This is a genomic window from Mesorhizobium sp. USDA 4132 (assembly GCF_056279545.1).
The window spans coordinates 1,037,263-1,051,454 of sequence record NZ_JBWCCP010000001.1; the positions used below are offsets into that span (position 1 = coordinate 1,037,263).

Genomic DNA, 14,192 nt, shown 5'->3' on the forward strand with positions numbered 1-14,192 from the left:
GTCCATTTTGCTTTCCTCCCTATCGCACGCGCCAGATCCCGAAAGGCAGGCCCCAATGGGGATCGAGACGCAGCCTCTGCACCTTGCCGGCCCAGGTGAATTTGTGGCCGGTGATCAGGTCTTCGACGTCAAGTGCGCCATGGTCCGGGAGGTTCCATGACCAGAGCGGAATTTCGACATCCGCCTCATGGGCGTTGTACGGATCGAGATTGATTGCGATCAGCAGCACGTTCTCGCGACCGGCGCTGGCCTTCTCGAAGAACATGATGTTGTCGTTCCAGGCGGTGAGAAGCTGCAGGCCGAGATGCGAATGCAGAGCGGGGTTCTCCCGGCGGAGCCGGTTGAGGAGGGTGATCTCGCCCTTGATGTTGCCGGGGCGGTCGTAGTCCCAGGCGCGGATCTCGTATTTCTCCGAATCCGCATATTCCTTGCGCTTGGCGTCCGGCCGTCCTTCGCAGAGTTCGAAGCCGTTATAGACGCCCCAGAGGCCGGACAGGGTTGCCGCAAGTGCTGCGCGGATCAGATAGGCGGGACGCGGCGCGTTCTGCAGGAAATCCGGGTTGATGTCATGGGTGTTGACGAAGAAATGCGGCCGGAAGAACTCCTTCGGCTCTTCGGTGGTGATCTCGCGCATATACTGCTCGAGCTCCCACTTGGCATTGCGCCAGGTGAAATAGGTATAGGACTGCGAGAAACCGACCTTAGCGAGCCGGTACATGACTTTCGGCTTGGTGAAGGCCTCCGACAGGAAGACGACGTCCGGATGCCGCGCGCGGATGTCGGCGATCAGCCACTCCCAGAATGGGAAAGGTTTCGTGTGCGGGTTGTCGACGCGGAACAGTTTTACGCCGTTGTCGACCCACTTCTGCACGATGTCGCGGAGCTCGACCCAGAGCGACGGGATCGCGTCATGGGCGTAGAAATCGACGTTGACGATGTCCTCGTATTTCTTCGGCGGGTTTTCCGCATAACGGATCGTCCCGTCTGGCCGCCAGTCGAACCAGCCTGGATGTGATTTCAGCCACGGATGGTCGGGCGAGGCCTGGATCGCCAGGTCGAGCGCGATTTCGAGGCCCTCGTCCTTGGCGGCATCCACCAGTCGGCGGAAGTCCTCGAACGTGCCGAGTTCGGGATGAAGCGCGTCATGACCACCTTCTTCCGAGCCGATCGCATAGGGGCTGCCCGGATCCTCCGGTGCGGGGTTCAGGGTATTGTTCTTGCCCTTGCGGTTGGTCTTGCCGATCGGGTGGATGGGCGGGAAATAGAGAACGTCGAAACCCATGTCGCGGATGGCGGGCAGCCGCTTGATGACGTCGTCGAATGTGCCGTGCCGGTTCGGATCGCCACTCTGCGAGCGGGGAAAGATCTGGTACCAGCTGGCGAAACCGGCAGCGATACGCTCCGCATCGACCGGGATCGCCTGCGAGCGGGCCTTGAACGGCCGACGGTCGGCCTCCGCCATCAGATCCGCGGTCTCCGGCGCCAGCAGGATTTCCGTGCGCTGCGGGTCCTGCACCTCCGTCAGCTTGTCGAACAGGGTTTTGAGCCGGGTCTTGATCCTGCCGGATGAATTGTCCAGCGCATCGAGAACGAGGTTGATGCCCTCCTGGATTTCCAGCCGCAGATCGAGCCGCGCCTCGTGCTTCTTGACGAATTCGTAGCGGAAGATCGCAAACGGATTGCGCCAGGCTTCGATCAGGAACTCGTGACGTCCCATCCGCTTCAGCGTGAATTCCGCGTTCCAGCGATCGTTCAGAACGAGCTGCATGCGCTCCTCGGTCCATTCCGTCTCGTCGGCCGCGCGCCAGAGCAGCGCGGCCGCCAACGGATCATGGCCATCGCCGAAAATGTCCGCCTCGACCTTCACCGTCTCGCCGACCACCCGCTTGACCACGAAACGGCCGCCGTCGACCGAGGGCGTGATCTTTTCGATCGCCAGCCGAGGCGAAGCGGTGGCCTTGTCCACCGAGGGCACCGGCGCGGCATCGACGACCGGGACCGACGACCGGCCTTCGAATATCCTGATCTCGCCGGGTTTCAGCTTGAGCTGTGCGGCAAAGGCTTCGCCATCCGCCTCCGGCGCTTCGAGCGGCAGGAACGGCGAGGCAGCCTCGCGGAGCGCGTTGAAGGGCGCGGCGACTGCACGGCGCAGATCGCGGTTCAAAACCACGACCCGCACCTTCTGCGCCGAACGCAGGTCTTCCCGGTCGCTCTGCATCAGCCCCACGGCGGGCGTCTGGCTGGTGGAGATGAGGCGGAGCGGCTGGCGGGCGAAGCCGGCAGCGGTCTTGTTGGTACCGGCATTGACGCTGCGTATATCGACCGACAGGTCGAACGAGCCCTGTTCGCGCAGGCCCCTGAGCCCCATCCCATCGCCGTGCAGTGGGTCGAGCGGCGTGGACGCGCCAAATTCGAAACCCATCGGGATCATCAGCCCGCTCGCGAAGGTCGATGCGAGCTTCAGCGACCGGACCGCCTTCCTTTGCAGCACTTCGCAACTGTCAGTGCCGTGGGCGATGCGCTTGCCGAAAGGCGCTTCCGGAAACGTGACCTGATATCCCAGCTGCCGCTGGATCTGGTATTCGTCGAGGATCCAGCGCTCCTCCAGGTTCCACCAGGCAAGCGACGAGAAGCTGCCGTCGAAACCGGCGCCCTCGAGCGCCCGCCGGTCCTCGAAGGAAGTGCCGGGCGTCCATGCCAGAAAGGTGGTTTCCGGCGTCGTCTTGCGGGTCGAGACGATCAGGTCGTACCAGGCCTCCGGCGCTAGGCGGCCGATGCCGAGGCAGCGGAAACCGGCAACCCCAAGGCCGGCAAGCTGCGCCATGCGGTTGCGCCAGTCCTCGACATGACGGGCTTCGTTCATGAAATCGATGTCGCGGCTGCAGCTATCGCGCGGCGCGACACGCGGATCGGCAAGGATCGGCCCTGCATGTTCCGCATCCACCGCGACCCGGTCGACCACGAGGTCGAGCATCAGCTTGATCTTGTTTTCGCCCGCCGCCTGGATCAGCGCCTTGATGCCGTCTTCGACGGAGGAGCCGAGCTGAAGCTCCGGGTCGAGCCGATCGAAATTCTTCGTCACGAAGACGCTGGCATTGCTGCCCCGTTCGAAAAGCGGCGCCGTCAGCACCGTGTCGAAACCGAGATCCCTAGCATGCGCGAAAACCTCGCGCCAGGCGTCCAGCCCCCTCAGCATCAGGGGATGAACGTAATAAATCTGTGGGGGGAGTTGTGCGAGGGATGTCCCGGCGATGAATTGGGGGCGCGTGTTCATCGGTTTTGCCTCGCCGCAGATTAGAGCCGTCGAATTTGCGGTCTAACTGTCGGGCGGCGGCGGTTGTTCCGATAAAAGTCCTGAGGCCAGCCGGTTTTCACGCTCTCCGGACATGCATCTTGACGGAAGTCATTGAAGCAGATGATCAATCCGCAGTTGTCCCCGAGGGCGCCTCGTAGGCCTATTTCCCGATAGGCTCAATCAGAAAAGGCCGGAGATCGCTCCGGCCTTGCTGGTGCGGTTACGTTTCCGGAAGCTTACTGCTTTTCGATCTTGCCGATCTTGGCCCACTCTTCCCAGCGCTTGGTGTCCATCGTCGCATAGTCGAGGGTCGCCTTCGGGCTGTCGAGCGTCATCGGCTCGCCGCCATTGATGCCGACGAACTTGCGGGCTTCCTCGCTGGTGGTGACCTGCGTCATCACCTTGTGCATCTTGTCGACAATATCCTTCGGCGTGCCCTTGGGCGCAGCGAGAACCCACCAGATGCGCACGTCGACATTCGGCACGCCTTCTTCGGCGAAGGTCGGGATATCCGGGACCGAGGAAATGCGTTTTGCCGTGCTGACGGCCAGCACCCGCAGCGTTCCGTCACGCGAGCGGGCAAGGCCGAAGACCGGGTCGCCGACCATGTAGTCGATGGCGCCGCTTGCAAAGTCGTTGAGCGAGTCGGCACTCGTCTTGTAACGCACCTGAAGCGTGTCCGGCACGCCGGTATTGGCCTTGTACATTTCAGCCAGGATCACCGACGGGAAGTTCGAGGTCGCGTAGGAGCCCTTGGCGCCCTTTTCCTTCATCGCCTTGGTCAGGTCGGAAATCTTCTGGTAGGGCGACTTGGCATTGACCAGCATCATGAATGCCTGGCTGAACACCGGCGCGACATAGTCGAAATCCTTGAGCGGATCATAAGGGGGCGCGTTGAAGACGTAGGGCGCCGCGGTGAACTGGTCTGCCGAGCCGATCAGCATCGTGTAACCGTCCGGTTTGGCGTTCTTCAGCGCCACCACCGAAAGGCTTCCGAGGCCGCCCGGCTTGTTGTCGACGATGACCGTCTGCTTCAGCTGTTCTTCGAGCTTCTTGGCAAAGAAGCGGGCATAGACGTCTGCGCCGCTGCCGGCCGGGAAGCCGGCGATCAGCGTGATCTGCCGGCTTGGGTAATTGTCATCGGCGGCGGTGGCCGTACCTCCCGGAATGTATGCGGAAAACACCAGCGCCAGGGCGCCTGCTAAAAATTTCTTCACTGCACTCTCCTCCTAGAGTCAGTCCGGAACATCGTAGGCGAGGCCGGAATGTGATAACGCGAACAGTCTCCTCCCGCTCGCGCTAAAATATAAGGTAGCCATACATTTTGGGGACCGTCAAATGCCCTGCCGGTGTGAAAGTGGCTTCCGGCTAAAATCTAATGGGCGCGATGGCCGCGCTTATGCCGCGGCCGCACGAGACCCGATTTTTGGGCGATTTCGAGGCTCAAAACACGAGACTCGCCACTCCAGAAGCCGAGCTGAAGACCGTCATTCCACCCGACACCCGGAGTGTGAGGAGGCTTTAGGATCGGCGTGGCGGCCAGGCGCGGAGAAGGGCGCCGGCGGCGCCTCCGACAGGATCGGTCTTTGGAAGCGGCAGGTTGGCGATCCTGGCGAACTGCGCCTCACTCGCCGGCCCTGTCTGGATATCCGCCTCCTGCCCTGGCGGATAGGCGCCGACGACCAGGAAGTCCCGGCTGGCGTCGATCCGCATATGGCCGGTGCCGGCGGGCAGGATCAGGCAGTCGCCGGCATGGACGCTGAGCTCAGTGCCGTCGGGTCCGCCGATCAGCAGCCGTGCCCGGCCGCCGGCGATGCCCAGCACTTCGTGGGCGCCGGTGTGATAATGCTGATAGTCGAAGACGCCATTGCGCCAGATCCCCTCCCACCCATTCTCCCTGAACCGGCTTTCGAACGTCGGCGCCATCTCGCCTTCCGCCGGAATGACGTTACAATAGACCAGCACCGGCAGTTCGGGATTGTTCGGCACCCAGGCGCTGGGTTCGAAGACAATGGTTTCGAGGGTGGTATCGGCAGTGGAGGTCATGGCGTCGAGGCTCGGCGGGGTGATCTTAATGCTTCGGTTCACGGCCGAAATCCTTGCGAAGCTCATCCTTGGCCTTCTCCAGCGTCGCGCGGCGCGATTTCGAAAGTTGGCCACCGGCGCGGTTGATGTAGAAATTCAGCATCGACATCGCCGATTGGAACGGGCTCGACTTGCGGCGATGGCTTTCCTCGGCTGAATGCTGGAGGGAGTCGGCGATCTTTTTCGGGCTGCGCGATTTGAACACGCCGTCCTTCAGGTCCATCGCATTGCTATGTTCGGTCACGTCCTGCGACCATTTCTTCTTGTTCTTTTTAGGCATGGAAATCTCCCATGGGAAAGGTTGGGTCCTCATCCAACCTGCCGCCGGCGGCAAGGTTCCCGCCTATCGTACCGCAGCCGTCGTATTGCGCACCACGAGATGGGTTTCCAGCACGTAGCGCACGTCACGGATGGCACGCGACTGCAGCATGTCGAGGAGCAGCGAGACGGCCACCCGGCCGGCTTCCGTCGATCGGTTGGAGACGGATGTCAGCGCCGGGTAGGTGACGGCGCCAAGCACGTCGTCGCAGCCGATCAGACTGAAATCGCCGGGCACCGAGACCCGCTTTTCGGAAAGCCCGGCCAGCACGCCCTGCGCCGTCAGGTCGTCGAAGGCGACAGCCGCCGTGGCGCCGGTGGCCAGGATGGCGCTGACGGCGTTGCGGCCGGAATTGTAGCTCGCCAGCACCGCCGGCACGGTTTCGACCACGATATCAAGCTTCGATGCCGCGGCCTTGATGGCGGTGCGGCGCTGCTTGTTCGACCAGGAGTTCGAGGGGCCGCTGACATAGACGATCCGGCGGTGACCGAGCTTGGCGAGATGTTCGACCGCCTCGCGGACACCCGACCCGCTGTCGATCAGCACCCGTGGAATACCGTCGATATCGCGGTTTATCAGCACCAGCGGCAGCAGGTTTGCATGGGCGCGGATGCGCTCGTCCGAAAGGCGGGAGGAGGCGAGCACCAAGCCTTCCACCTGGCCGGCGAACCGGCCGACCAGCTTGTCCTCCTGCTTCGGGTTCTCTTCCGTATTGCCGAGGAAGATGCAGAAATCGGAACGGTCCGCCTCCAGTTGAGCCGCCTGGATCAGCGGCGGAAAGAACGGGTTGGCGATATCCGGCACGATCAGCCCGACATTGCCGTGCCGCCCGGTGCTGAGCGCCCGCGCCGTGTGGTTCGGCACATAACCGAGCGCTTCTGCGGCCTTCATGATGCGGGTCACTGTTTCCGGGGAGAGCATGTCCGGCCGCGTGAAGGCGCGCGAGACGCTCGAACGCGCGACGCCTGCCGCATCCGCGACCTGGCTGATGGTGACGCCCTTGGTCCGCTTGATCATGAAAGTTGAGAACTCGCCCGTTTGGCCTGGCACTTAGCATGAAGTCCGCGGCGCTATCAATTCTGCCCGCAATTCGACTTGCAGACTGACATTCCTCCACTTGACATGCAACCGGTTGCATGGAAGTCTTTCACCACAGATAAGGGACCTGCAACGGATGCGGCGAGGCGAAGCCCGCCAGCCGGTGCGACCCTGCAGACATGGAGACCGCGTTGACCATCGCCACCGCCCATCGTCCTTCGCCGCAAACGCGGCGGACTTTCGATCGCCTCTCGGTCGAAAGCTTTGCAACGCGGGCCGAGATGGGCGCCGCTGCGGCCGCCGACATTGCCGCCGCCTTGACCGAGCGCCTCGCAAGTCAGGCCGGTGTCAGAATGATCTTTGCTGCAGCCCCCAGCCAGGCCGACATGCTGAAGGCGCTCTGTGCCGTGCCGGGCATCGACTGGGGCCGCGTCACCGCCTTCCACATGGATGAATATATCGGCCTGTCGCCATCCTCACCGGCGCGGTTCGTGAACTGGCTGGACGAGCATGTGTTCGCCAAGCTGCCGTTCGCCGCCGTGCACCGCATCACCCCGGAGCCAGATGCGGGCGCCGAAGTGCACCGCTACGCCGACCTGCTGAACGAGGCGCCGATCGATTTCGTCTGCCTCGGCATCGGCGTCAACGGCCATATCGCCTTCAACGACCCGCCGGTCGCCGATTTCAACGACCCGCTGGACGTCAAGATCGTCGAACTCGACGATATCTGCCGCCAGCAGCAGGTCGATGACGACTGTTTTTCGGATCTCGCGTCCGTCCCCAATGAGGCGATCACGCTGACGGTGCCGCGCCTGCTCAGAGCCGACCGGATGTTCTGCGTCGTGCCGGGCGCCGTCAAGCGCGACGCCGTTTCGAAGACGCTTTACGGCCCGCTGACCACCGAATGCCCGGCAAGCGTCCTGCGCTTCCACGCCGCCTGCACCCTTTATATCGACAAGGATTCCGACCCCGATGCCTGATCACCCCGTCATCGATGCGGATGCGCTCTGCGAAGGTTATTTTGCCTCGACCCAAGCCCTGATGCGGCGGGTGCTGGAAGAGGAAAAAACGCCGCTCGATCAGGCCGCAGCAAAACTCGCCGACCAGATCGCCGCCGACCGGCTGGTGCATATCTACGGCCCCGGCGGCCATTCCAACCTCGCCTCGCAGGAGGTCTTCTTCCGTGCCGGCGGGCTGATGCATATCAGCGCCATTCTCGACGAGGGTACGCTGCTATCGAACGGCGCGCTCCGCTCCATGGCGATCGAACGCACGCCCGGTTACGGCAAGGTGGTCATCGCAAACCAGCGGCTCGGCGACACCGACCTGCTGATCCTCGTCAACGCCTATGGCATCAATGCCGCGCTGATCGATGCGGCGCTGGAAGCCAAACGCCGCGGCGCCTTCCTGATCGGCGTCAGCTCGCGCGAACATGCCTCGAAAACCTCGCCCGATCATCCGGCTCGCCATCCGACCCGGCAGAACCTCCATGACGTCGTCGACATCGCCATCGACTGCAAGGTGCCGATCGGCGATGCGGTGGTGAAGGTCCCCGGCATGGGCGAAAACATCGCGGCGATCTCCACCTTCGCCAACGCATTCACGCTGAACTGCCTGGTGATCCGCACGGTGGCGAAACTCGTCGAACGCGGCATCGAGCCGCCGGTCTGGCGCAGCGGCAATGCGCCGGGCGGCGACGAGGCGAACGGCCGTTTCATCGCCAATTTCCAAGGCCGGGTGAGGGCGCTCTGACCATGGTCGTCGACGGTATCGATCCCCGCACCGGCAAAGGTTTTGCGATCGAAATCGCCGACGGCAGGATTGCCGCCATCCGCCCGGCGGAAAATACCAGTCCATTTTATCTCTCCGCCGGGTTGATCGACCTGCAGGTCAACGGTTATTGCGGCTTCGACCTGAACAATGGCGAAATCACTCCCAACATCCTCCTCTCGCTCTGCGAGGAACTGCTGAGCGTCGGCGTCACCACCTTTTTGCCGACCATCATTACCGCCTCCGAGGCCTCCATTCTTCAGGCGCTCGCCGATATCGCAAAAATCCGTGCCGGCCATCGGTTGATCGCCGAAATGGTGCCGGGCATACATGTCGAAGGCCCATCGATCTCCGACAAGGATGGCCCGCGCGGCGCCCATCCGCTGGCGCATGTCCGCCCGCCGTCGATCGAAGAGTTCGACCGCTGGCAGCGCGCATCCGGCAATCTGGTCTCGATGGTGACGCTTGCGCCGGAACATGAGGGCAGCGTCGATTACGTCCGCGCTCTTACGGCCCGCGGCGTTCACGTGGCGCTCGGTCACACCGCCGCGACGCCGGAGCAGATCCATGCGGCGGTGGAGGCGGGTGCGGTCCTCTCCACCCATCTCGGCAACGGCGCCGCCGCCATGCTGCCGCGCCATCCGAATTTCATCTGGGCGCAGCTTGCCGACGACCGCCTGACGGCAAGCTTCATTGCCGATGGCTGGCATCTGCCTGCCGATACGTTCAAGGCCATGCTGCGCGCCAAGGGCCTGGATCGGGCGATCCTCGTGTCCGACATGGTGGCGCTCGCCGGCATGCCCGCCGGCATTTACGACCAGCCGGTCGGCGGCCGCGTCGAGGTATCTGCCGAAGGCCGGATCAGCGTTGCCGGCACGCCCTATCTCGCCGGCGCCAGCTTGCCGCTGTCGGCCAATGTCGCGATCGCATCTGAGATGGCCGGTCTTCCGCTCGCCGATACGCTTCTGCTTGCAACGGCAAATCCGGGTCGCTTCGTCGGTGGACGAGGACGGCTGGAAGTCGGCGCGCGGGCCGATCTCGTCCGTTTCGAATGGTCGGAAGGCGAGCGGGAATTATATATTCGCGAAACCTGGGTCGGCGGTGAGAAGGCTTATTGCGCATGATCCAGGCCGGAGCCGCCATCGTCGATATCACCCCGCCACCCGGTCTTGCGATGTCCGGCTTTGCGGCACGCACCCTGCCGGCCGAGGGCACTCATGATGCCTTGACGGCGCGCGCCGTGGTGGTTGGCGATACGGCAGTCGTCGTCGCCGATGTCATCGGCATCGATGCCGCGACGAGCGCCCGGATCCGCAAGCGCTGCATCCTGCCGGCGGATAACGTGGTGGTCGCAGCACTCCATAATCACGGCGGTCCGGTTTCCATGGCCGGCCGGCTGAGCATCGCCGCCGATCCGGCCTATCTGGAGCGGCTGGAAGACGCCTGTATCGCCGCCATCGACAAGGCCGCCGCCGCGCGTCGGCCGGCAACCATCACTGTGGGGCAGGGAAGTGATCCGGGGATTGCGCGCAATCGGCGCCATCCCGGCGGACCCGTGGACACTTCCCTGTCACTCCTTCGCATCCGCGCTGCGGATGGCAGCATGATCGCCCTCGTCACCGCCTATGCCTGCCACCCGGTGGTGCTGGCGGCCGACAATCTTCTCTGGACGGCCGATTATCCGCATTTCGTGCGGCAGGCGCTGGAAGAAGCCTATCCGGACGCGGTTGTCCTGTTCATGACCGGCTGCGTCGGGGACGCCAATACCGGCCATTCGGCGCATGCCTCGATCTCGCTTGCCGCAAACCCGGATCGCAGCTTTGCTTCTGCCGAACGGATCGGCCGCAAGATCGCCGAGGCGGCGCTTGGCGCTGAGGAACAGCCGGTCTCGGAGACATTAAACGCCCGCAACGGCACTGTCAGTCTCGTCTTCGCGCGCCGCGAGACCGAAGCCCCCGACTTTCTCGAAAACCGCTGGCGGGAAGAGGCTCTGAGCGCCGAACCCGCCCGCAAAAGCTTGCTTGGCTATTGGGCCGATTGGGCGCGCGACATTGCGCCTCGAAAGCCCGAGCCGCTTGCAGCCCGCGTGACCGTGCTCGATTGGGGCGGCGTGCCGATCGTGGCGCTGCCGGGCGAGATCTTTGCGGAAACGGCGCTGACCATCCGAGCCGCACTTGGCCTGGGCAAGCCAGCCTTCGTCATCGGCTTTGCTGACGACAATCCAGGCTACATCCCGCCGGCCAGCGAATTCCAGTTCGGCGGCTACGAAGTCGACGAGGCGCATCGCTATTACGGCCTCGCCGCGACCTTCGCGCCGGGCTCGGCGGAAGCGCTGGCGGCCCGCGCCATCGAACTCGCGAAAGCCACCTCCAGTGGAAGCGGGGCAGCATGAGCCGATGGGCTGCGAGAAACGATCCGATGCTTGACACGCAACCGGTTGCATGAGAGCTTTTTGTCAACAACAACAAAGGGAACAGGGACATGAAAAACAGATCAGCAAAGACCAGGATTTCGACCCGCGCGCTGCTTGTGAGCGCGGCATTCGGCGCAGCCCTTCTCTCGGGCGTTTCGGCCGTTTCGGCTGAAACGCTGACGGTCTGGAGCGGTTATCCGGAAATGACGCCTTTCTACGAACATGTCGTGCAGGGCATGAAAGCCGCCTATCCGAAACTCGACGTGAAGGTCGAGGCGATCGCCCTTCGCGAACATGAAAAGCGCGTCGCGCTCGGCCTCACCGGCGGCCAGGACGGCACGACGGTGATCGAGCTTTCCGGTTCGACCGCCACCCGTTACCTCGAAAACGATCTTCTGCCGGAAGCGCCGGCCGATATCTCGACCTTCGTGAAGGACCCGAAGAACTTCGACAAGTTCTTCAGCGATACCGCAGGCCAGGGCGGCAAGATCTATGGCGTGCCGCTCTTCCGCGGCCAGGGTGCGCTTTATTATAACACCGACATGTTCAAGGCTGCGGGGCTGACTGCCGCGCCAAAGACCATGGAGGAATATTCGGCCTATGCCGAGAAGCTGACCAAGCGCGATGCCTCCGGCAAAGCGACGGTGTCGGGCTGGAGCATGCGTCTCTCGGGCGGTGGCCAGGGCATTGCCGAGAAATTCTGGATCAACATGCATCAATATGGTGGCGCCATCCTGGTTCCCGCAGGCGACGGCAAGTGGAAGCCCAATTTCGCCAATGAAGCTGGCCGCAAGGCGCTGAAACAGTATCTCACCAACATCTTCACCACCAAGACGGTCACGCCGGAAATGCCGGCCGATGCTGACGCCTTCGAGCGTGGCCAGACGGCCATGTTCATCCGTGAATCCTGGGTGATCGGCGACATCGCCAAGAAGGCGCCGGATCTGAAATACGCCACCGCGCCGCTGCCGAAGGGTTCGATCGCGCTGCCGACCAACCTCTATGTTGCCGGCAAAGGCGCCGATGCCAAGGTCGGCTGGGAATTCGCCAAGGCGGCCAATTCGCCGGACAACCTCGTCTGGCTGCTCCAGAACGTCGGCTGGCTGCCGAACCGTTCGGGTGTCGATTATTCGGCCGTCACCTCCAAGCAGCCGGCCTTCGCCGCCTTCGTCGATTATCCGAAGGGCTACGAGTTCTTCACGCTGCCGTCGATCGGCCCGATCGAGGAAATCCTGACCCGCGTTGCCGCCCAGCTCGTCGTTGCCTTCGGTGACGCGTCCATGGCCGGCGACGACGCCAAGATCGATGCTTTCCTGAAGAAGGCCAGCGACGAAGTGAACACCATCCTCGCCCGCGAAGGCTTGGCTGCGAAATAATCGCCGCCGCCACTCGCCAATCGCATGGGCCCGGGGCATCATTGCTCCGGGCACTTAAACGGGGATCCAGGGTCCGACCCGCGCCGCGGCCGAACCCTGCTGTCTACAGGCCAAATTTATGCTGAAGCGCAAAAGATGGATTTTTGCGATCCTTGCGATTTTGCCGACCCTGGCAGTCTTTGCCTATGTCCGGCTTTATCCGATCGCCGACACGCTGAGGCTCAGCCTTTTCAAGTGGGACATCCTGTCGAAGAACAAGCCCTTCGTCGGCCTCGCGAATTTCCGCGAGCTGACGGGCGACCACCTGTTCATCGATGCGCTGGTCAATACCACGATCATCGCCTTCGGCGTCTTGATCCTGACCATCCCGATGGCGCTGATCATCGCCGCGCTGATCTTCCACCGCACCCGCTCTCGGATGGCCGGTTTCTACGAGACCGCGGTCTTCATTCCGCATGTCGTGTCGCTGGTTCCCGCCGCCATGGCGTGGAAATGGATCTTTGATGCCCGCCTCGGGCCGCTGAATGCGCTGCTGACCTTTTTCGGCATCCCGGCACAATCCTGGCTGTTCGATCCGGTCCTGTCGGTCATCTGCATCATCGTGCTCTGCTCCTGGCAGGCGCTGGGATATGCGGTGCTGATCTATATCGTCGGTTTCAAGAACCTGCCGGTCTCGCTTTATGAAGCCGCCAAGCTCGACGGCGCCTCCGGCCCGCAGAGCTTCTGGTACCTGTCGATCCCGATGCTGAAGCCGATCACCCTCTACGTCTCGGTCGTCACGCTGGTCTCCGGTTTCAACGTCTATGCCCAGGCCTTCGTACTGGCCTCCGATGCGCAAGGGGCGCCCGGACGGCAGGTGCGGGTGCTGGTTCTCGACATGCTGGAAAACAGCTTTCGCAATTATCGCGTCGGTTATGCGGCGTCCGAAGCCGTCGTGCTTCTGGTCATCGTTCTCGCGCTGACGCTCATCCAGTTCTCGATGCTGCGGGAAAGGGGCAAGGCATGACCACCAACACCGTGAACTATGTCGAGCCGACCACCGAAGAGCTTGCCGAAGGCCTGCGCCTGCGCCGCAAGAAGCGCGTAGTCAACTTCGCGATCGACGTCTTCCTCATCGTCGTCTCGATCCTGATGCTGCTGCCGCTGGTCTTCCTGGTGGCGAACGCCTTCAAGACGCCGGCGGAAATGCTCAGCTGGCCGCCGACCATCATCCCGCGCGACCCGACGATCGCCAATTTCTCCGCCGTGCTCGGCGAAACGCCGCTCCTTCGCTGGATCGGCAACAGCATCGCCTTTGCGGTGATGTCGACGATCGCCATCGTCGCGACGTCCGCGATCGCCGGTTATGTCTTCGGAAAATTCCGCTTTCGGACGCTGAACATCCTCTTCGCGCTGTTCCTCGCAACTGCCATCGTGCCGTTCGAGGTCTACATGATCCCGCTCTATTTCCAGGCAAAAAGCCTCGGCATCCTCAATTCCGTCTGGGGCCTGCTGCTCGGTTATCTGGTGATGAGCTTCGGCATCTTCCTGATCCGCCAGAACGTCATCCACACGATCCCCGACGAACTGCTGGAAGCCGCCCGCATCGACGGCGCCGGCGAGTTCTGGATTTTCCTGCACATCGTCCTGCCGCTCTTGCGCGGCGCACTCGGCGCACTCGCCGTCCTCGCCTTCTTCCAGGCCTGGACCGCCTTCGCCTGGCCGATGATCGTCACCACGACCCGCACCAGCTATACGATCGAGGTCGGGCTAGCGCTGTTCCAGACCGGCTTCACCGTCGATCTCGGTCGCCTCAGCGCCGCCTCCGCCACGGTCCTCATTCCATCCATCCTGCTCTTCGTCGTCCTGCGCCGCAATTTCGTGCAGGGCGTCGCCAGCACCGGCCTCAAGGAGTGA

Annotated in this window: 12 protein-coding genes; 7 read left to right on the forward strand and 5 right to left on the reverse strand. The window is 63.0% G+C overall.

From position 1 onward, the window contains the following. Positions 1–19 precede the first annotated feature (19 nt). From ACZ9IU_RS05265 to ACZ9IU_RS05285, 5 genes are all read right to left on the reverse strand, one after another. Positions 20–3,274, reverse strand: a complete 3,255-nt coding sequence (locus tag ACZ9IU_RS05265; RefSeq protein WP_051899655.1) for a maltotransferase domain-containing protein — start codon at positions 3,272–3,274, stop codon at positions 20–22. A gap of 257 nt (positions 3,275–3,531) precedes the next feature. Next, positions 3,532–4,512, reverse strand: a complete 981-nt coding sequence (locus ACZ9IU_RS05270) for a Bug family tripartite tricarboxylate transporter substrate binding protein (RefSeq protein WP_051899656.1) — start codon at positions 4,510–4,512, stop codon at positions 3,532–3,534. A gap of 304 nt (positions 4,513–4,816) precedes the next feature. Beyond that, positions 4,817–5,341 (reverse strand): cupin, encoded by a 525-nt coding sequence (locus ACZ9IU_RS05275; protein WP_038548820.1) that lies wholly within the window; start codon positions 5,339–5,341, stop codon positions 4,817–4,819. Between the two features lie 25 nt (positions 5,342–5,366). Further along, entirely contained in the window at positions 5,367–5,660 is a 294-nt protein-coding gene (locus tag ACZ9IU_RS05280; protein WP_038540545.1) for a DUF3175 domain-containing protein, read from the reverse strand. 63 nt (positions 5,661–5,723) lie between these two features. Then, positions 5,724–6,716, reverse strand: a complete 993-nt coding sequence (locus tag ACZ9IU_RS05285) for a LacI family DNA-binding transcriptional regulator (RefSeq protein WP_038540548.1) — start codon at positions 6,714–6,716, stop codon at positions 5,724–5,726. A gap of 212 nt (positions 6,717–6,928) precedes the next feature. Between ACZ9IU_RS05285 and ACZ9IU_RS05290 the strand changes: the two genes are divergently transcribed. From ACZ9IU_RS05290 to ACZ9IU_RS05320, 7 genes are all read left to right on the forward strand, one after another. After that, positions 6,929–7,717 (forward strand): 6-phosphogluconolactonase, encoded by a 789-nt coding sequence (locus ACZ9IU_RS05290; protein WP_367396517.1) that lies wholly within the window; start codon positions 6,929–6,931, stop codon positions 7,715–7,717. Further along, on the forward strand, positions 7,710–8,489 hold the full coding sequence (locus tag ACZ9IU_RS05295) for a sugar isomerase domain-containing protein (protein ID WP_038540553.1): 780 nt from the start codon (positions 7,710–7,712) through the stop codon (positions 8,487–8,489). Before ACZ9IU_RS05290 ends, ACZ9IU_RS05295 begins: the two co-directional genes overlap by 8 nt. A gap of 2 nt (positions 8,490–8,491) precedes the next feature. Next, on the forward strand, positions 8,492–9,631 hold the full coding sequence (locus tag ACZ9IU_RS05300) for an N-acetylglucosamine-6-phosphate deacetylase (RefSeq protein ID WP_038540555.1): 1,140 nt from the start codon (positions 8,492–8,494) through the stop codon (positions 9,629–9,631). Further along, positions 9,628–10,899 carry a neutral/alkaline non-lysosomal ceramidase N-terminal domain-containing protein gene (locus ACZ9IU_RS05305; protein ID WP_038540558.1) on the forward strand — a complete coding sequence of 424 codons (1,272 nt, stop codon included), beginning with the start codon at positions 9,628–9,630 and terminating at the stop codon, positions 10,897–10,899. The genes ACZ9IU_RS05300 and ACZ9IU_RS05305 overlap by 4 nt, the downstream gene beginning before the upstream one ends. An 89-nt stretch (positions 10,900–10,988) precedes the next feature. Beyond that, positions 10,989–12,296: an extracellular solute-binding protein gene (locus ACZ9IU_RS05310; protein WP_038540561.1), complete on the forward strand. Its 1,308-nt coding sequence runs from the start codon at positions 10,989–10,991 to the stop codon at positions 12,294–12,296. 118 nt (positions 12,297–12,414) lie between these two features. Continuing rightward, the gene (locus ACZ9IU_RS05315; RefSeq protein WP_038540564.1) at positions 12,415–13,302 is read left to right on the forward strand and encodes a carbohydrate ABC transporter permease; all 888 of its coding nucleotides are present in this window, start codon (positions 12,415–12,417) and stop codon (positions 13,300–13,302) included. Further along, complete coding sequence (locus tag ACZ9IU_RS05320) at positions 13,299–14,192, forward strand: carbohydrate ABC transporter permease (protein WP_173426739.1); 894 nt, start codon at positions 13,299–13,301, stop codon at positions 14,190–14,192. Before ACZ9IU_RS05315 ends, ACZ9IU_RS05320 begins: the two co-directional genes overlap by 4 nt.

What these genes read in the sequence shown, in the direction of transcription:
- ACZ9IU_RS05315 (WP_038540564.1), top strand. Translation starts at nt 12,415, where the DNA reads ATGCTGAAGCGCAAAAGATGGATTTTTGCGATCCTTGCGATTTTGCCG.
- ACZ9IU_RS05305 (WP_038540558.1), top strand. Translation starts at nt 9,628, where the DNA reads ATGATCCAGGCCGGAGCCGCCATCGTCGATATCACCCCGCCACCCGGT.
- ACZ9IU_RS05295 (WP_038540553.1), top strand. Translation starts at nt 7,710, where the DNA reads ATGCCTGATCACCCCGTCATCGATGCGGATGCGCTCTGCGAAGGTTAT.
- ACZ9IU_RS05320 (WP_173426739.1), top strand. Translation starts at nt 13,299, where the DNA reads ATGACCACCAACACCGTGAACTATGTCGAGCCGACCACCGAAGAGCTT.
- ACZ9IU_RS05275 (WP_038548820.1), bottom strand. Translation starts at nt 5,341, where the DNA reads ATGACCTCCACTGCCGATACCACCCTCGAAACCATTGTCTTCGAACCC.
- ACZ9IU_RS05300 (WP_038540555.1), top strand. Translation starts at nt 8,492, where the DNA reads ATGGTCGTCGACGGTATCGATCCCCGCACCGGCAAAGGTTTTGCGATC.
- ACZ9IU_RS05310 (WP_038540561.1), top strand. Translation starts at nt 10,989, where the DNA reads ATGAAAAACAGATCAGCAAAGACCAGGATTTCGACCCGCGCGCTGCTT.
- ACZ9IU_RS05285 (WP_038540548.1), bottom strand. Translation starts at nt 6,716, where the DNA reads ATGATCAAGCGGACCAAGGGCGTCACCATCAGCCAGGTCGCGGATGCG.
- ACZ9IU_RS05280 (WP_038540545.1), bottom strand. Translation starts at nt 5,660, where the DNA reads ATGCCTAAAAAGAACAAGAAGAAATGGTCGCAGGACGTGACCGAACAT.
- ACZ9IU_RS05265 (WP_051899655.1), bottom strand. Translation starts at nt 3,274, where the DNA reads ATGAACACGCGCCCCCAATTCATCGCCGGGACATCCCTCGCACAACTC.